This is a genomic window from Novosphingobium sp. HR1a (assembly GCF_015594425.1).
Lineage (GTDB): Bacteria > Pseudomonadota > Alphaproteobacteria > Sphingomonadales > Sphingomonadaceae > Novosphingobium > Novosphingobium resinovorum_A.
The window spans coordinates 59,106-76,283 of the sequence record NZ_JABXWS010000076.1 but is presented as its reverse complement, the minus strand read 5'-3'; the positions used below and the strand labels follow the sequence as shown (position 1 = coordinate 76,283).

General features: G+C 66.6%; 13 protein-coding genes. 11 read left to right on the top strand and 2 right to left on the bottom strand.

Annotated features, from left to right (window positions below; all coding sequences use genetic code 11):
- Window positions 1-251 precede the first annotated feature (251 nt).
- The 7 genes from HWN72_RS20685 (at window position 252) to HWN72_RS20655 (ending at window position 8,618) form a co-directional block, all read left to right on the top strand.
- Complete coding sequence (locus HWN72_RS20685; protein ID WP_008828680.1) at window positions 252-1,655, top strand: aldehyde dehydrogenase family protein; 1,404 nt, start codon at window positions 252-254, stop codon at window positions 1,653-1,655.
- Window positions 1,656-1,765: 110 nt separating this feature from the next.
- A complete protein-coding gene (locus HWN72_RS20680) occupies window positions 1,766-2,827 on the top strand; it encodes an aromatic ring-hydroxylating dioxygenase subunit alpha (RefSeq protein ID WP_008828679.1) in 1,062 nt (353 codons plus the stop codon).
- Window positions 2,828-3,269: 442 nt separating this feature from the next.
- On the top strand, window positions 3,270-3,827 hold the full coding sequence (locus tag HWN72_RS20675; RefSeq protein ID WP_008828678.1) for a spore coat protein U domain-containing protein: 558 nt from the start codon (window positions 3,270-3,272) through the stop codon (window positions 3,825-3,827).
- A gap of 31 nt (window positions 3,828-3,858) precedes the next feature.
- Entirely contained in the window at window positions 3,859-4,386 is a 528-nt protein-coding gene (locus HWN72_RS20670; RefSeq protein WP_008828677.1) for a spore coat U domain-containing protein, read from the top strand.
- Window positions 4,387-4,404: 18 nt separating this feature from the next.
- Complete coding sequence (locus HWN72_RS20665) at window positions 4,405-5,190, top strand: molecular chaperone (RefSeq protein ID WP_008828676.1); 786 nt, start codon at window positions 4,405-4,407, stop codon at window positions 5,188-5,190.
- 111 nt (window positions 5,191-5,301) lie between these two features.
- On the top strand, window positions 5,302-7,593 hold the full coding sequence (locus HWN72_RS20660; RefSeq protein ID WP_211151253.1) for a fimbria/pilus outer membrane usher protein: 2,292 nt from the start codon (window positions 5,302-5,304) through the stop codon (window positions 7,591-7,593).
- On the top strand, window positions 7,584-8,618 hold the full coding sequence (locus tag HWN72_RS20655) for a spore coat U domain-containing protein (protein WP_211151252.1): 1,035 nt from the start codon (window positions 7,584-7,586) through the stop codon (window positions 8,616-8,618). The genes HWN72_RS20660 and HWN72_RS20655 overlap by 10 nt, the downstream gene beginning before the upstream one ends.
- A gap of 8 nt (window positions 8,619-8,626) precedes the next feature.
- On the opposite strand, the gene HWN72_RS20650 is transcribed toward HWN72_RS20655, so the two are convergent.
- Window positions 8,627-9,475: a shikimate 5-dehydrogenase gene (locus HWN72_RS20650; RefSeq protein WP_008831521.1), complete on the bottom strand. Its 849-nt coding sequence runs from the start codon at window positions 9,473-9,475 to the stop codon at window positions 8,627-8,629.
- A 5-nt stretch (window positions 9,476-9,480) separates the two neighbouring features.
- The gene (locus HWN72_RS20645) at window positions 9,481-10,491 is read right to left on the bottom strand and encodes a LacI family DNA-binding transcriptional regulator (RefSeq protein ID WP_008831522.1); all 1,011 of its coding nucleotides are present in this window, start codon (window positions 10,489-10,491) and stop codon (window positions 9,481-9,483) included.
- Between the two features lie 143 nt (window positions 10,492-10,634).
- On the opposite strand from HWN72_RS20645, the gene ptsP reads away from it, so the two are divergent.
- Genes ptsP through HWN72_RS20625 form a run of 4 tightly spaced genes read left to right on the top strand, consistent with a single transcriptional unit; the run spans window position 10,635 to window position 17,174 of the window.
- Window positions 10,635-13,145, top strand: coding sequence for a phosphoenolpyruvate--protein phosphotransferase (ptsP, locus tag HWN72_RS20640; protein ID WP_211151251.1), 2,511 nt, complete (start codon window positions 10,635-10,637; stop codon window positions 13,143-13,145).
- Entirely contained in the window at window positions 13,145-14,113 is a 969-nt protein-coding gene (gene pfkB / locus HWN72_RS20635; RefSeq protein ID WP_008831517.1) for a 1-phosphofructokinase, read from the top strand. Before ptsP ends, pfkB begins: the two co-directional genes overlap by 1 nt.
- Window positions 14,110-15,810, top strand: coding sequence for a PTS fructose transporter subunit IIC (locus HWN72_RS20630; protein ID WP_008831516.1), 1,701 nt, complete (start codon window positions 14,110-14,112; stop codon window positions 15,808-15,810). Before pfkB ends, HWN72_RS20630 begins: the two co-directional genes overlap by 4 nt.
- A 47-nt stretch (window positions 15,811-15,857) precedes the next feature.
- Complete coding sequence (locus tag HWN72_RS20625) at window positions 15,858-17,174, top strand: carbohydrate porin (RefSeq protein ID WP_008831515.1); 1,317 nt, start codon at window positions 15,858-15,860, stop codon at window positions 17,172-17,174.
- The last annotated feature ends 4 nt before the right edge of the window (window positions 17,175-17,178 follow it).

The following is a 17,178-nucleotide window of genomic DNA, read 5'->3' as shown; positions in this document are numbered from 1 at the left end:
GGTGGCGGTCTTTAGGCGCGACCTCGGGTAAAGGCGCCCTGCCGACAGCAAGGCAGTTCACGGCCAGAGGTCCCGGATCAAGTCCGGGACGACGTCAGCTTGCCTCTCGCCCATCGTGCCGCCACCGCATATCAGCACCACATCATGACGACGCGGCTTGCCATTGCCCTCCGGATCGAAGATCGCGTGATCCCGTAGCCTACTACTGCGAGCGAACCATGTCGCCCGTCGATCAAGGAACGGATGCAACGATGTCTTACAAACTGTTGATCGATGGAGCGCTGGTCGATGGCGCCTCCGATATCGAGGTCGTGAATCCAGCCACCGGCATTGCCTTTGCCAACGCCCCCCGCGCCGACGAGCAGCAGGCGCAAACTGCCGTCGCCGCCGCCAAACGCGCGTTCCCGGGCTGGGCGGCCCTCGGCTTCGCACAGCGCCGAGGCTACCTCGACGCGCTGGCCGAGGCGATCCGCGCGCGGATCGACGATTTCGCCCGTATACTGACGCAGGAACAGGGAAAGCCCCTGAAGGAAGCCAGGCAGGAAGTTCTCGGCGCCATTGCCGCGCTCGCCTACTACGCGCCGCTCGAACTCGAGCCGCGCATTTTGCGGGACACGGCGGATGAGCGGATCATCGAGCAGCGCTATCCGCTAGGTGTGGTCGCCGCCATCACGCCGTGGAACTACCCGCTGCTACTGCTGATGGTGAAGCTGGCTCCTGCCCTCATCACCGGCAATACCGTGATCGCCAAGCCCGCTCCGACCACGCCGCTCACCACTCTGCTGCTGGGCGAGGTCGCCGCCGAGATCCTCCCGCCCGGTGTCTTCCAGACGCTGGTGGACCAGAACGATCTCGGCGCCCTCCTGAGCGGGCACCCCGACATCGCGCACGTCAGCTTCACCGGCTCGACGCCGACCGGCAAGAAAGTGCTCGGCGGCGCCGCCGACACCCTCAAGCGCTTCACGCTGGAGCTGGGCGGCAACGACGCGGCGATAATTCTCGATGACGCCGATGTCGCCAAGGTCGCACCGCGGATATTCAGCGGCGCGACCACCAATGCGGGCCAGATCTGCCTCGCCGTGAAGCGGGTCTATGCCCCTTACGCGATGATGGATGCGCTGTGCACCGAACTCGCCCGGCTTGCCGGAGAGGCGGTCGTCGGCGACGGGCTGGAACAGGGCACCACCATCGGGCCGATCCAGAACCGCGCCCAGTTCGAGAAAGTCCTTGGCTTCATCGAAGACGCCCGCGCGCAAGGCACAATCGTCGCTGGCGGGGAAGCGCTGCCGGGCGATGGCTACTTCATCGCGCCCACCATCGTGCGCGACCTGCCCGACGATGCGCGCCTCGTACGCGAGGAGCAGTTCGGCCCGGTACTTCCCGTACTGGGTTATGATGATCTCGACGATGCGATCCGCCGGGCCAACGACAGCGACTACGGGCTGGGCGGCACCGTCTGGACCTCGAACGTGGATCGCGGCATCGCAGTCGCCTCGCGCATCGAGAGCGGGACGGTGTGGGTCAACAAGCACCTGGAACTGCCTTTCGACGTCCCCTTCGGCGGCGCCAAGCAATCGGGCATCGGCCGCCAGCAGGGTATCGAGGGCATGGAGGACTTCACCCAGCCGCGCATCGTCAACGTAGCGCTTGGCTGAGGAACGAAACCCGCTCTATTTTTGGCAACACAATGTGCAAATCATTGCGTTTGATAGAGCGGTAAAGGAGGCGGAAAAGGCGCTGGAAACCTTCAGCGGATAAAAATTCCATGGCTACTGCCGCCGTCATTGCCCCTGTTCGCCCTGCCCTTCCCCTCGGCTGCACCTTTGATCCGGAAGACTGGTACGTCCTTGCCCGTCACTGGTATCCGGTCGCTCTCGCGCGTGAAGTGGGCGAGAAACCGGTCGGCACCAGGCTGCTCGACCAGCCGCTGGTGATCTACAAGTCCGGCGACGAAGTCGTCGTCGCGACCAATGTGTGCCCGCATCGCGGGGTGCCGCTGAGTCTAGGGACGCAGCAGGGCGACAGCGTCGTGTGCCCCTATCACGGTCTCAGGTTCGGGGGCGGCGGCAAGTGCGTCCACGTCCCTGCGCACCCCGCGCGCGACATTCCCGAGCGGCTGCACCTGCGCACTTTCCCCAGCTTCGAGCGCTACGGCCTGATCTGGACCTGCCTCGACGCCGAGGGCGATGCTCCCGCGGCGGGCGACATCCCCGACATGCCGCACTGGGACGAGTCCGAATTCCAGCAGATCACCTGCCCCTGGATCGACATCAACGGCTTCGCGGGACGCCAACTGGAAGGCTTTCTCGACGTCGCGCACTTCGCCTTCGTGCATACCGAGACTTTCGCCGATCCCGACAATGCCGAAGTCCCGGCCTATGCGCCGAAACGGACCGAATACGGCTTTGAGGCAGAATACTGGAGTTCGGTAGGCAACTATCCCATCGGCGTCTCTCAGCGCGGAGTTCCCGGATTCAACTGGCTGCGCCATTTCCGCTGCCACCTGCCGTTCACGGCGACACTGGAGATCCATTTCCCCGGCACCGACCGACTGGTCATCATGAACGCCGCTTCGCCGGTCTCGGCCCGGGTCACGCGTCTGTTCGCACCGATCGCCCGCAACTTCGACACCGACCTGCCGGTGCAGGACGTCTACGACTTCAACCAGCGCATCTTCGAGGAGGACAAGGCCATCGTCGAGGCGCAGATGCCCGAATGGCTGCCGCTCGACCCCACCGACGAGGCACATATCCCGGCGGACATGAGTTCGATGACCTATCGCCGCGGCCTCAAGCGCCTCGGGCTAAAACGGTTCTTCGGATACTGACGAGGAGCGCCCGAAGACAAGGATGGGCCTTTCGGGGACGCGCTATCGGACCGGCGGGTGACGGATTGGACCGATCCGGCGCTAATGCGCGGGCGCACACACGGCAGCATGATCGCGGCGACCGAACGTCGCGACAGCGCGCAATCGCCTCATCTTTGCAACCCGGAATGCACCCGTATGCCCGCTCGACCCTCGAAACGCACGCCCTGCCCCGAAAAACACCTTGCGCCTTTTGCAAAGACACTAATCCAGGCGCGTAAAATTGTGTGAAGTTGTGAACTTTACTTTCGTCTATAAAGATTGAAAACAAGCAACACAGCACAGCACGTCTTGAGCGTCCTCCCGATAGAACCATACCGGTTGTTTCGTTTTCCATTTGGTCATCATTTAATACCAACTTGCTCCTCTGGAAAAGCACGTATGGCTTTGAGGAGGTCTGATTATGAAAAGGCACATTATCGGGTTTGTTCTGCTGGGCAGCGCGGCGATTTCGACGCCCGCCAGCGCCGCCATCACCGGCAACGTCAACGCCACCATCGTCCTGACGACCGCCTGCCGGATCAACAATACCGTCGTTCCCGATACGACGACCAACGTGGACTTCGGCACGCTCGATTTCGGGGTACAGAACAGCTACTTCACCCAGGCTACCGCCCAGCTTGTCGGTACGGCCGGAAACGGCATCGCCATTCAGTGCAGCAACGGCACGCAACCGACCATCTCGTTCTCGGCGGGCAATTCGGCGGGATTGGGCACAAGCAATACCGGAACGACCGGCACGCGTTCGATGAAGCATACGACTTCAGCGAATTACGTGACTTACAATCTCTACCGGGACGCCGGAAGCGCGACGCCGATCGTGGCCAATACCGCGATCGCCTTGGCGGCCGACGGCAGCGCGCAGAACGTTACCGTATACGGCACGGCTTACGGCGCTGCGGGGCTGATCACCGGCACCTACAACGATGTCGTCGTCGTGACGATCGCATTCGGCCCTTGAGACCGGGACGGAAGCCGACAGGTACAGGAGCATGCGCCGGCTTGGGGCAGCCATTTCCGCCGGAGCGCTGACGATCGTGATCGCCAGTACCGCTCATGCGGAAACCAGCAAGACTTTCGCGGTATCCGCGACGATCGCGGCCGGATGCGCCGTCGATGGCTTGGGGACGAGCGGTAGCGCAGGCACGATGGGCACGCTGACGTTCCCCTCTCAACCGTCCGTCGCCACGACGACGCTACAGGCCAACATCAGTGGATCCCAGGCGATCGTCCTGCGCTGCACGCCGGGCGTTAGCCTGACCATGTCGATCGATGGCGGACTGCACGCGGCAACAGGCCGCACCCTGCAACTGGGCACCACCGCGAACCGGCTGGCCTACAGCCTATGCGCGGACGCCGGATGCGCACAGGCGATCGGCATCAACCAGGCGATACCGATCGCGGTGACCTCCACCAACATGAACAATGTCAGGCTACCCGTCTACGGCCGCCTGACGCTGCCGGGCACGACGCCGCCGGGCACTTATACCGACACCCTGACCGTCACCTTGAGCTGGTAGGTCACAAAGGACACGCCCATGAAGATTCCCGCTCTATTGCCAAGGCTGCTGGTCTTCGCCGCGTGCGCACTCCTGCCTGGTTTTGCGTATTCACAAAGCAACAATTCGGTCGTCATCTGGCCGATCAACCCGGTCATCGAAAGCGGCGAGCGCGCCACGCCGCTGCGGCTGGAGAACCCCGGCCAGCGCCCGATCCTCATGCAGATCCGCATCTTCGGCTGGCAGCAGATCGATGGCGACGAGCGGTTCGTCGAGCAGAAGGACATCACCGGGACGCCGCCCATGGTCCGCATCGAGCCAGGACAGCAGCAGCTCATCCGCCTGACCAGGATCACCCCGTCACCCGCAGGCAGCGAACAGTCCTATCGTGTCATCATCGATGAAATTCCGCTGACCGAAGCAGACTCGCCCGCCGAAGCCGGAAACCCGGCTCAGGGCGCCGGAGCGGCGATCCGGTTTCGGATGCGCTATTCCGTGCCACTGTTCACCTATGGCGAGGGTGCGAATACCCGCGCTGCGAAGACCGAAACCACCGCGAGGCCCGCCCTGCAATGGCGCGTGGTAAAGGCGGACGGCGGCAATGTCCTCGAAATCCGCAACCCGGGCGCGAGCCACAGCCGCCTCAGCGGCGTGGCGCAGAAACGCTCCGACGGGACTTCCTCGAAAATCGAAGGGGCGCACGGCTATATCCTCTCCGGAGCCACGATGCGCTTTCCGATCGCGCAGGCCGTTGTGCCGCAAGCCAGGCTGTTCGCCGACGTCGAGGACAATTCCTCCGCGCCGATGGTGCCCTGGCAGCCCTGACATGGCCCAAGCCGCGCTCCCCTTCAGCACGCGGAAGGAGGATGGACCTTGTCGTTTGCCGCCATTCCTCGTCAGTTAGGGTGGACGCTCCTTGCAGGACTGTGCGCGGCAATGACGATGGCCCCATGCCGGGCAGAGACCAAATATGACGATATTCCGGCGGCTGCCGACTACAACGACAGGATCAGGGTAACCGAAACCGGGCCGATCCAGCTTGAAATCGTCGTCAACGGCGTGCCGAGCGGGGTCATCGTTCCGGTAGAGATCACCGGCGACCATTTCCGCCTGTCCGCAGGCGACATGCGCGCGCTGAACCTTCCGGCCGAAGGCGATGCCGCCGCCCAGGTCATGGTCGACGAACTGCCGGGTGTGAGCGCCGAGTACGACGTGCCCAACCAGCGCCTGAAGCTCCAGGTCCCGGCGCGCTGGCTACAGGGCCAGCAAATCGGCTTCGGCCCGCGGCGCAATACCGGACCGGCGCGCAGCAGCTTCGGGGTCATGGTCAACTACGACCTCTATGCGGTCGATGCGCCCGGCGCTCCCGCCTCGGCTTCGCTGTGGAACGATGTGCGCGTATTCGGGCCGGCAGGTCTGCTTTCCAGTACCGGCGTGGTCCGTACCGGCGGCGGCGGCACATCCTACATGCGCTATGACACGCGCTGGATCCGCTCCGACGAAAACAGCATGACGACTTACGAGGCAGGCGACCTGATCACCCGGACCCTGCCCTGGAGCAGCGCGATCCGGCTGGGCGGCATCCAGGTTTCCCGGGATTTCGCGGTGCGGCCCGACGTGGTGACCTATCCCGTACCCGCCTTTTCCGGCGAGGCAGCGCTTCCGTCGTCCATCGAACTGTTCATCGACAACCACCAGGCGTTTGGCGGCCCGGTTCAGCCCGGGCCCTTCGTGATGAACCCGCTGCCGCAGATCAACGGCGGCGGTCAGGCCAGCATCGTCGTCACCGATGCACTGGGGCGGCAGGTAACGACGCAGATTCCCTTCTATGTCGCCACCACGCTGCTTAGGCCCGGACTGACCGATTATGCGGTCGCTGCAGGCGCCGTGCGCCAACGCTACGGGCAGAGCAGTTTCGACTACGGCACGATGGTCGCCAGCGGATCGATCCGACACGGCCTGAACGATAGGCTGACGGTAGAGGCCCACGCCGAGGCCAGCCGCGAAATGGCCGTCGTCGGCGCGGGCACCGTACTGCGCATAGGCAATCTCGGCGTCGTCAACGCGGCTTACAGCCGCAGCCGCAAGGACGGGCGCGAAGGCGGCCAGATCGCGGTCGGCTACCAGTACCAGCGCCGTGACTTCTCGTTTTCCGTCAATCATCTGCGGCAGGACGCGGGGTTCTTCGATCTCGCCGCCCTGTCCGGCTCGCGGATCAGCGCGACGCGGCAGACCTCGGCCAGCGCAAGCCTTGCGCTGGGCCGCTTCGGATCGGTGGGCGCCGCCTACTTCGACAGCCGCACGCGGGGGGAGGGAAGAACGCGATTGGTGAATGCCAGTTGGTCGCTTCCGGTCGGCCGCTCGTCCAGCCTGTTCGCCTCGGCGACACGCGATCTCGATGCGCGCACGTGGACGGCCTCGCTCACGCTTCAGGTCCCGCTGGGCGCGGACCGCGGGACGGCCAGCGCCAGCCTCACGCGGGAACAGAACGGCCGCTACAGCAATCGGGTCGATTACAGCCGAGCAGTGCCCACGCAGGGCGGCATCGGCTGGAACACCGGCGCGGCGCGGCTGGGCAACGGCGACATCTACGGCAATGCCGATGTAACCTGGCGCACCGATTTCACGGAATTGCGCGGCGGGGCCTTCGGCGGCAGCGGCAATGTCACGCGCTGGCTGGGCGCGTCGGGATCGGTGGTGTGGATGGACAAGTCGGTGTTCGTCGCCAATCGCGTCGCCGATGCCTTCGCGCTCGTATCGACGCGGGGCCATGCGGGGGTGCCCGTCTACTACGAAAACCAACTGGTCGGCCGGACCGACGCGCGCGGGCATGTCCTCATTCCATGGGCGGCGGCGTACTATCCGGGCAAGTACACGATCGATCCGCTGGGCTTCCGCGAGGATCTGACTTCGGACATCATCGACCAGAAGGTGGCGGTGCAGCGCGGTAGCGGATACGTCCTCGATTTCCCGGTGCGCAGGATGATCGCCGCAAGGATGATCCTTGTCGATGAGGCCGGTGCTCCGCTTCCGGTTGGCTCGGTGATCCGCGTGAATGGGCGCGGCACCGCCTACGTAGGATGGGACGGGCTGGTCTTTGCCGAGAACCTTGGCCCGCGTAATGATTTCCTCGTCACGCTGCCCGAAGGAAATAGCTGCCGCGCCTCCTTCCAAATGGACGTGACGGCGGACAAGATTGCCGACATGGGAACGCTGACATGCCGATGACCCGCCGCCGCCCCGCGCTGATCGCCCTGCTGCTGCTGTGCGGCCTGCTCTTCGGCGGCGGGACGGTGCAGGCCCAGACTTACGGGAACTGCACGGTCGCGCCATCCACCATCACCATCGGCGAGACCGGGTCCTTCAACGTGGCGAGCCAGGTCCAGTCCGGCAGCGGCGCCAGCGGCTTCTCATGCGCGAGCCTGCTGGTGGTGGCGACCACGTCGTACATCAAGGTGGGTGTCGATGCGTCCACATTCCTGCTCACGCGCGTCGGCGGCACCCAGACGATACCTTTCACCCTGTCGTCCACGTCCGGCGGCGCCGCATTGGGGATAGGCAGCGAGGTCGATATGTCCACCACCGCGCTGCTTGGCCTGTTCAGCGGGCCGAGCAACAGCATTCCCCTCTACGTCCGGACGACGCCGACGTCGGCCTTACCGGCAGGTACGTATACCGGCACGGTGACCTTGCGCTGGTACTTCTCGGTGTGCACGATTGGCGCCCTGAACGGTTGTATCGGCACGTCGAACAGCCCCGGAGCGACGCGCAGCGGATTGCTTGGCCCGTTGACGAGTTGGGGCACCGGCGCACCCGTGACGGTGACGGTGACGCTCAACGTCCTGCCCGACTGTCAGATCACCGCTCCCGACCTGGCATTCGGCACCGCACCGCTGGTCGGCAGTTTCAATCCGGTGACACGCACCATATCGGTCCGTTGCAGTTTCGGCTCCACGTATACCGTCGGCCTGGGCAACGGACAGAACTTCTCGGGCACCCGGCGCATGCGGCAGGGTACGACCTCCAGCTACCTCAATTACGAGATCTATCGCGGCAATTCGGTGAGCGCCGGACGCTGGGGCAGTGCGATAGCGGGCGAACGCCGCAGCAGCGCCGCCGCCGACACCAACCCCGGCATCTATGACAGCAGCACGCTGCAGGGCTTCACCTACCGCGCCGTGATCGACCCCGCGCAGACCACTCCGGCCGCAGGCATGTACGCCGACGTCATCATCGTCGACATCGCGTTCTGACCCGCAGGTCAGACCGCCCGCAGCTTCTCCTCCACCGAAGGACCATGCGCAAAGCCAGCCGCACGGGCGATCGCGTTCGCATCGGGCCGCACCCCGGTATAGAGCACGAACTGCTCGATCGCCTGCAGCACAATGACCTCGGCGCCCGAGATCACACGCTTGCCGGCCTCCTGCGCAGCCTTGACGAACGGCGTGTTCGCAGGCTGCGCGACGACGTCGAAGGCGATCTCGCAAGCCGCGATCTGCGCCGGTGAGAACGCGAGAGCATCGGCCCCCGCGCCTTCCATGCCGAGCGGCGTAACGTTGATCAGCAAGGGCGCGCCTTCCACCGGCATCGCTTCCAGCCAGCCAAAGCCGTACTGGCGGGCCAGCGCCGGTCCGGCCTCGGGATTGCGTGCGACGATCGTGCCTTGCGTGAAGCCGCAATCGCGCAGTGCTGCGACTACCGCCTTCGCCATGCCGCCGCTGCCGCGCAGCAGGAACGGCGTCGACGGGTCGATTTCACGACGCTCCAGAAGGGCACGCACGGCGACGTAGTCGGTATTGTAGCCGGTCAGCACGCCGCCATCGTTGACGATCGTGTTCACGCTGTCGATCGCGGTCGCCGAGGCTTCCATCCCGTCGAGCATCGGGATGACCGCTTCCTTGAACGGCATCGAGATCGCGCAGCCGCGAATCCCCAACGCCCGGATGCCACCGATTGCTGCCGCAAGGTCGGTCGTGCTGAACGACTTGTAGACGTAGTCCAGCCCGTAATGGTCGTAGAGCCAGTTATGCAGCCGCGACCCCGCATTGCCGGGCCGCGCCGAAAGCGACATGCAGACCTGCGTGTCCCGGCCGATGGTGGTGCGTTCCATAAGCGTCATTCTCCGATGGCTTGAGCGGAATCGGCAAGACGCGTGCTCGATCCGCGCGGCAACAGGCGGCCCGCGAGCACGACCTTGCGCATGGGCGCGTCGGGATGGTCGAGGCGGTCCAGCAGCATCGTCATCGCCGTGCGCCCGATCTCCTCGACCGGTTGCTCTATGACGCTGAGGCCGCCGCCGACGAACTCCATCCAGTCGTTGTTGTCGAAACCGGCAAGGGCGATGTCGCGGGGAACCTCGAGGCCGAGATCGCGCAGGCCGCGCAGGAGATGGACCAGCATCACCCCATTACTGGCGAGCAGCGCCTCGGGGCGTTCGGCCCGCCCGAGCAGTTCGGCGATCACCCGCCGGATCGCATCCGCCGTATGCGGCACCGCGATCGCTTCCACCTCCAGCCCAAGCCGGGCAGCGGCACGTTCGAACCCTTCTCGGCGCTCGAAACCCGTGGTGCTCGCCGCCCCAAACAGCCCCGTGATCCGCCGATGGCCCTGCGCATGAAGGTGCTCGACGAGAACTTCGGCCATGCGCGTATTGTCGAGCAGCACGCAATCGAACCCGGCGTCAGGTGCGGCACGGTCGATCAGCACCACGGGATAGTCGAGTTCGAGCCGCCCTACCTTCGCCACCCGCTGCCGCGACGGGGCAAGGATGACGCCGGCCACTCGCTCTTCGTGCATGAGTTCGAGAAACTCGGCCTCCTTGGCCGGGTCCTCGTCGGTATTGCACAGGATGACGCGCAAGCCGCGTGCCGCCGCCACGGCCTCGATCGTGCGCGAGACCTCGGTGAAGAAGGGGTTGCGGATATCGGCGACGACCAGCCCGATGGTGTTGCTGTGCCGGGACCGCAGCCGCCGCGCGGCGAGATTCGGGCGATAGCCCGTGGACTTGACCGCAGCCAGCACGCGCTCGGCCATGACGGGATCAACCGGGCGCCCGGCCAGTACGCGCGAGACCGTGGCGGGCGAGACCCCGGCCACTTGCGCCACGTCCTTTATGCCTGTCGCCATTAGGAAATCGTTCTCTCAACCGGATCGCGCATTGTCGCCTGCTAAGTGCAATATGCACCGCATGATGCGATAATCACAACCCCTCTTGACAATTTCGATGAGAAAACGTTTTCTCATGGCAGAGCAAATGGAGAGGAATGACGATGCTCGCAGACGCTTTCGCCGCGTCGCAGGCTGCCGATCTCGTGAGGATCGACGCACAGGCTGCCGACAAGACCGATGCGATTCGCCAGGTTGGCCAGCTGCTGGTCGCCGCCGGATGCGTGGCGCCCGGTTACGAGGAAAGCATGGTCCGGCGCGAGGCGGTCGCGAACACCTTCCTCGGTTCCGGCCTCGCGATCCCGCACGGGCTGGGTGAGGACAAGGGCCTCGTCCGCCGCGACGGCATCGCCATTCTCCAGCTTCGCGACGGGATCGACTGGAACCCCGGCCAGCGCGCGCACATCGTCGTCGGTATCGCCGCCAATTCCGACAGCCACATCGCCATCCTGCGCCGCCTGACGCGGCTGATCCAGGACGAGGCCCGGCTGGCCGCGCTGATCGCCACCGACGACCCGGCGGATTTCACTCGCGCCTTGGGCGAGGATGGCGCTGCCGATGCCGCCGCCGCGCCCGCCGTCGATCTCGCGCATACCGCCGTCTGGGTGGTCAACTACCCCTCGGGGCTCCATGCCCGCCCGGCCTCGGCGTGGGTGGAGGCGGCCCGCGCCTCCGCCGCGCGGCTGCGCGTGCGCCATGGCGACGAGAGCGCCGATCCGCGCAACCTCGTCGCCCTGCTGCAACTGGGCCTGCGTCACGGCGAGGAGGTGACCTTCTCCGCCGACGGCGCCAATGCCGAACAGGCGCTCGATCGTTTCGTCGCCTCGGTCCGCCGCCTTACGGCGCGCGAAAAGGAAGAGGCCGCGCGCGCCGCAGAAAAGCGCGAGGGACCTGCCCGCGCATGGAAGCCCTCGGGCACTCCGCGCATGATCGCCGGGGTTGCCGCCAGCCCCGGCCTTGCGATCGGCCGCGTTCACGTGCTCAGCGCCGCCGAACTCTTGGTTCCCAATGTCCCGGTCGACCTCGCCACCGGCGGCGCCCTGCTCAACGAGGCATTGACCCGCACCCGCGCGCAGATGACCGCGCTGATCGACGACACCACGCGCCGCCTCGGCGCATCGGAAGCGGCGATCTTCAAGGCGCAGTCCGAGCTGCTGGAAGACACCGACCTCATTACCCTGACCTGCCAGCTCATGGTCGAAGGCCACGGCGTCGCATGGTCGTGGCATCAGGCGGTCGAGCGCATCGCGGGCAAGCTCTCCGCGCTGGGCAATCCGGTGCTCGCGGCACGTGCTGCCGACCTGCACGACGTGGGCCGCCGCGTGCTGGCGGAGATCGACCCCAACCTCGTCACCGGCACTCTGGCAGACCTGCCCGATGTGCCCAGCATTCTCGTCGCCGCCGACTTATCGCCGTCCGACACCGCAACGCTGGACACGGCCAAGGTCGCGGGGATCGCCACATCGCTCGGCGGCCCGACCTCGCACAGCGCGATCCTGGCCCGCACGCTCGGCCTGCCCTCGGTCGTCGCGGGCGGCGCGGAACTGCTGGCGACGCCTTCGGGCACCACGGTCGTCGTCGATGGCGACGGCGGGCGCGTGTGGATCGACCCTTCCGAAGACGACCTCGCCTCCGCCCGCGCCTGGATCGAGGACCTCGCGCGCCAGCGCGCGGCCGAGGAAGCCGAGCGCGGCAAGCCCGCAGTGACCCGCGACGGCCACCGCGTGGAGATCGCCGCCAACGTCAACCGTGCCGATCAGGTCGCCTTCGCACTGGCGCAAGGCGGCGAGGGGGTGGGCCTGATGCGCACCGAATTCCTGTTCCTCGAACGCGGCGACAGCCCTTCCGAAGACGAGCAGGTCGCCGCCTACCGCGCGATGGCGGAAGCCTTGGGAGAGCGCCCGCTGATCGTGCGTGCGCTCGACATCGGCGGCGACAAGCAGGTGCCGCACCTCGACTTGCCGCGAGAGGAGAACCCGTTCCTCGGCGTGCGCGGCGCCCGGCTGCTGCTGCGCCGCCCCGACCTGCTGGAGCCGCAACTGCACGCGCTCTACCGCGCCGCAAAGGACGGCGGTGACCTCTCGATCATGTTCCCGATGATCACATCCGCGCATGAACTGATCGACCTGCGCCGGCGCTGCGAGGCGATCCGCGCCGAATTCGAGGCCCCGCAGGTGCCGATCGGCATCATGATCGAGGTTCCGGCGGCGGCGGTCCAGGCGGCATCGCTGGCCGCCCATGCCGACTTCTTCTCGATCGGCACCAACGACCTCACCCAGTATACGCTCGCCATCGACCGGCAGAACCCGGAACTTGCTGGCGATGCCGACAGCCTGCACCCGGCCGTTCTGCGCATGATCGCGATGACGGTGGAGGGCGCGAAGGCGCATGGCCGCTGGGTCGGCGTGTGCGGCGGCATCGCCGGCGACCCGTTCGGCGCGGCGCTGCTCGTCGGCCTCGGCGTCAACGAGCTGTCGATGACCCCGCGCGACATTCCCGCAGTCAAGGCCCGCCTTCGCGCCTCCGACCGCAGCGAACTGGTAGAGCTGGCCGCCCGCGCGCTCGCCGCCGAGGGCGCTGCGGACGTGCGCGCGCTGGATGGAGGAGCAGCCTGATGCGCATCCTCACCGTCACCTTCAATCCGGCGATCGACCAGACCGTCACGCTCGACCGGCTCGTGCCCGGCGAGGTCCATCGCGCCCGCTCTGTGCGCCAGAATGCGGGCGGCAAGGGCGTCAACGTCGCCAGCTGCCTTGCCGACTGGGGCGAAGACGTCTCCGCCTACGGCCTGCTGGGCAGCGACAATGCCGCATCGTTCGATGCGCTGTTCGCCGCCAAGGGTATCGAGGACCGCTTCATCCGCATCGCCGGAACGACGCGCGTGAACCTCAAGCTCGTCGACCCGGCGGGCACCACCGACATCAATCTGGATGGCATCGCAGTCGATCCCGGTCGCGCCGAAATGGTCGCCGCGACGATCTGCAATGCGGCGCGCGAGGGCGACCTCGTCGTGCTGGCGGGCAGTCTTCCTCCCGGCTGCCCGCCCGATACATACGCCGCGCTGACCGCGCGGCTGCGGGCGATCGGCTGCCGCGTGGTGCTCGACACCAGCGGCCTGCCGATGAAGTGCGCGCTGGAAAGTGCCCAGCCGCCGCACGTCGTGAAACCCAACCGCGACGAACTGAGCCAGCTCCTGGCCCGCCCGCTGCCCGACATGGTCGCCCTACTTGAAGCGGCCCGAACCTTGCGCGACGGTGGTGTAGCGCTGGTCGTCGTATCGATGGGGGCGGATGGCGCGCTGTTCGTCTCGAACGAAGGCGCCCTCACCGCCCGCCTCGCCATCGGCGAAGTGGCAAGCACCGTCGGCGCCGGTGACGCCATGGTAGCAGGCATCACCGCCGCGCTGGCCGAAGAGGCTTCGCTGGAGCGCACGGCACGGCTCGCGACTGCCTTCGCGGTGGCCAAGCTGGGCATGGCGGGGCCGAACCTGCCCGCCCTCGCCAGCGTCCATGCGCTGGCCGAAGAAGTGATCGTCACCCCCATAGAAACAGCCGCGACGACAGCGGCGGGAGAGACCCGATGACCAAGATTTTCGCCGTCGTCGAGGCGGGCGCGTCCGCAGTTCAAGGCGTTCTGGCAGGCGAGGCCCTGCGCCGCGCCGCCCGGACCGAAGGCCGGACCATCGAGGTCGAGGTACGCACCGAACAGGGCGTGCTCAATCCGCTTGCCGAAGACGTTCCCGGTGCCGAAGGCGTCCTGCTTCTGGTTGGCGGCGATGCGGACGCTGCGCTTGCCGAGCGTGCCGACCGCCATGTAACGCTGGAATCAGTGCTTGCCGATCCCGCCGGTGCGCTTCGGTTCGCACCGAAGAACGGCCCGGCAGCGACCACGCAGGCCCCGCGCATCGTCGCGATCACATCCTGCCCCACCGGCATCGCCCATACCTTCATGGCCGCAGAGGGCCTGAGCGAAGGCGCCCGGCAGCTCGGCTATCCGATCCGCGTGGAGACGCAAGGCTCTGTCGGCGCGGGTACGCCCCTGACCGCCGGGGAAATCGCCGAGGCCGACGTCGTGCTGATCGCCGCCGACCGCGAGGTCGATCGCGCGCGCTTCGCAGGCAAGCGCGTGTTCTCGTCCAGCACAAAACCCGCAATCTCCGGCGGCGCGAAGCTGATCGAACGCGCGCTGGCCGAAGCGCAAGTGCAGGGCGGCGAAGCGGCGACCGGGAGCGAGGACAAGGCACCTGCGCGACAGGAACGCGCCGGACCGTACAAGCACCTGATGACCGGCGTGTCGTTCATGCTGCCCTTCGTGGTGGCGGGCGGTCTGCTGATCGCGATCGCCTTCGCGATCGGCGGCATCGGCGCCAATGCCGACGCCGCCAAAGGCACCCTGGCGCACACGCTGTTCCAGATCGGCGCGCAGGGCGGCTTTGCGCTGATCGTGCCCGCGCTTGCCGGATATATCGCCTTTTCCATTGCCGACCGACCCGGCATCGCGCCGGGCATGGTGGGCGGCATGATGGCCGCGCAGCTTGGCGCCGGATTCCTCGGCGGCATCGCGGCGGGGTTCATCGCGGGCTACGGCGTGGAGGGTCTCAACCGGCTGATCCGCCTGCCCAAGAACCTGCAAGGGCTCAAGCCTGTGCTGATCCTGCCGCTGCTCGGCACGCTGCTGACCGGCTTGCTGATGGTCTATGCCGTGGGCGCGCCGGTCGCCGCCGCGCTCGCCTTCCTGACCGAGTGGCTGCGCTCCATGCAGGGGTCGAGCGCACTGCTGCTCGGCGTGATCCTTGGCGCGATGTCCGCGTTCGACATGGGCGGACCGGTCAACAAGGCAGGCTATGCCTTCTCGGTCGGCCTCATCGCCAGCAACGTCTGCACGCCGATGGCCGCGACGATGGCCGCCGGGATGACCCCGCCCCTCGCCGTGGCGCTGGCGACCCGCCTGTTCCGCGACCGCTTCACGCCCGAGGAGCGCGAGGCCGGCGGCGCCGCCGCCGTGCTCGGCCTCGCCTTCATCACCGAGGGCGCGATCCCCTTCGCCGCACGCGATCCGTTCCGCGTCATCCCTTCGCTGATGGCCGGATCGGCGGTTGCGGGCGCAATCTCGATGGCATCCGGAGTAGAGCTGAAAGTGCCGCACGGCGGCGTCTTCGTCCTGCCGATCCCCGGCGCGGTGACGCACCTTGCCGCTTATGCGACGGCCATCGTCGCCGGAACGCTGGTGAGTGCGGTGCTCGTCGGCCTGCTCAAGCGCAAGACTGCCACGGCGGCCTGACCGGCCCCGAAGACCACGTACAGAACACCCAGAGAGGACCCATTGCCATGACGGCCCTGCCGATCAAGGGCGCCTGCCTTGCAGGCGTCGCCGCCCTCGCCTTGTCCATCGCACCTGCCTTCGCCCAGTCGGCAGATGAGGCCGAGACGCCGAAGACTTCCCAGCCGCTCGCGGACGACGGCATTACCCTCGCCCTCAGCTATACCGGAGAGGCGGCGGGTAACGTCACCGGCGGCCTGCGGCGCGATGCCGCTTATGCCGGGCAGGTCTATGTCGGCGCCGACCTCGACATGGACCGCATCGCCGGGATCGGTGGCGGCACGCTCCATGCCGCCGTCACCAACCGCCATGGCAAGAGCCTTTCTGATCTGGCGATCGGCAACAACACTTCGGTGCAGGAAATCTGGGGCACGCAAAACACCCACCTCGCGATCCTGACTTGGGAGCAGCACCTGCTGAACGACCGGCTGGTGATCGAGGCAGGTCGCAGCCAGGCCAACATCCACTTCCTCAATTCGCCGCTCTACTGCCAGTTCCAGGGTAATTCGGGCTGCGGCAACCCGACTTTCGTGTTCAAGAACAGCAACTTCACCTATTTCCCGGCGTCCAGCTGGATGGTCCATGCCAAGACGCGCATCGCCGAGCACGTCTTCGCGCATGTCGGCGCCTACGAGGTAAACCCTGACCGCAAGCGTGCCAGCGATCATGGCACCGGCTTCGGCATCGGCAATGCGACCGGCGTGATCGTGCCGTGGGAACTGAGCCGGGAGAGCGGCGAGGCGGCCCGCCTGCCCTCACGCTACATCCTGGGCGGCTGGATCGACAAGGGCGACTATGCCGATCCCCTGCGCGACGACATGGGCGGCATCGCCATCCTCTCCGGCCGCGCGGCGCAGACGCGCAATGGCCGGTCCGGACTTTACGTCCGCTTCGAGCAGCAGGTGACCCGCCCCGATCCGACATCGAAGCGGGGCCTGAGCATCTACGGCGTTGCCATGACCAACCTGTCGGGCCGGGTCGAGGAAAGCCGCTTCTGGGACCTCGGCCTCGTCCAGACCGGCACGTTCGAGGGGCGGGACGAAGACAGCCTGGGCTTCATGATCAGCGACCAGCGCTTCAGCGACCTGGCCATGCAGCGCATGCGCGCCGCCGATCTCGCCGCTGGGGGAAGCGGCAAGGCGTCCCGCCACGAGGTGATGATGGAGCTGTCCTACAGCGCGCAGGTGGGGCCGGCGATCCGGCTGTCGCCGAACATCCAGTACATCCTCAACCCCGACCGGACGGGCGCCCCGGAGCGCGCACGACCTACCGACGATGCCCTGATCATCGGTTGCAAGTTCACGGTGGACGCCATGAAGCTCTGATCTT

Bases quoted from the DNA above. Each gene is read 5' to 3' on its own strand.
- HWN72_RS20685 (WP_008828680.1), top strand. From the start codon at position 252: ATGTCTTACAAACTGTTGATCGATGGAGCGCTGGTCGATGGCGCCTCC.
- HWN72_RS20680 (WP_008828679.1), top strand. From the start codon at position 1,766: ATGGCTACTGCCGCCGTCATTGCCCCTGTTCGCCCTGCCCTTCCCCTC.
- HWN72_RS20675 (WP_008828678.1), top strand. From the start codon at position 3,270: ATGAAAAGGCACATTATCGGGTTTGTTCTGCTGGGCAGCGCGGCGATT.
- HWN72_RS20670 (WP_008828677.1), top strand. From the start codon at position 3,859: ATGCGCCGGCTTGGGGCAGCCATTTCCGCCGGAGCGCTGACGATCGTG.
- HWN72_RS20665 (WP_008828676.1), top strand. From the start codon at position 4,405: ATGAAGATTCCCGCTCTATTGCCAAGGCTGCTGGTCTTCGCCGCGTGC.
- HWN72_RS20660 (WP_211151253.1), top strand. From the start codon at position 5,302: ATGACGATGGCCCCATGCCGGGCAGAGACCAAATATGACGATATTCCG.
- HWN72_RS20655 (WP_211151252.1), top strand. From the start codon at position 7,584: ATGCCGATGACCCGCCGCCGCCCCGCGCTGATCGCCCTGCTGCTGCTG.
- HWN72_RS20650 (WP_008831521.1), bottom strand. From the start codon at position 9,475: ATGGAACGCACCACCATCGGCCGGGACACGCAGGTCTGCATGTCGCTT.
- HWN72_RS20645 (WP_008831522.1), bottom strand. From the start codon at position 10,491: ATGGCGACAGGCATAAAGGACGTGGCGCAAGTGGCCGGGGTCTCGCCC.
- ptsP (WP_211151251.1), top strand. From the start codon at position 10,635: ATGCTCGCAGACGCTTTCGCCGCGTCGCAGGCTGCCGATCTCGTGAGG.
- pfkB (WP_008831517.1), top strand. From the start codon at position 13,145: ATGCGCATCCTCACCGTCACCTTCAATCCGGCGATCGACCAGACCGTC.
- HWN72_RS20630 (WP_008831516.1), top strand. From the start codon at position 14,110: ATGACCAAGATTTTCGCCGTCGTCGAGGCGGGCGCGTCCGCAGTTCAA.
- HWN72_RS20625 (WP_008831515.1), top strand. From the start codon at position 15,858: ATGACGGCCCTGCCGATCAAGGGCGCCTGCCTTGCAGGCGTCGCCGCC.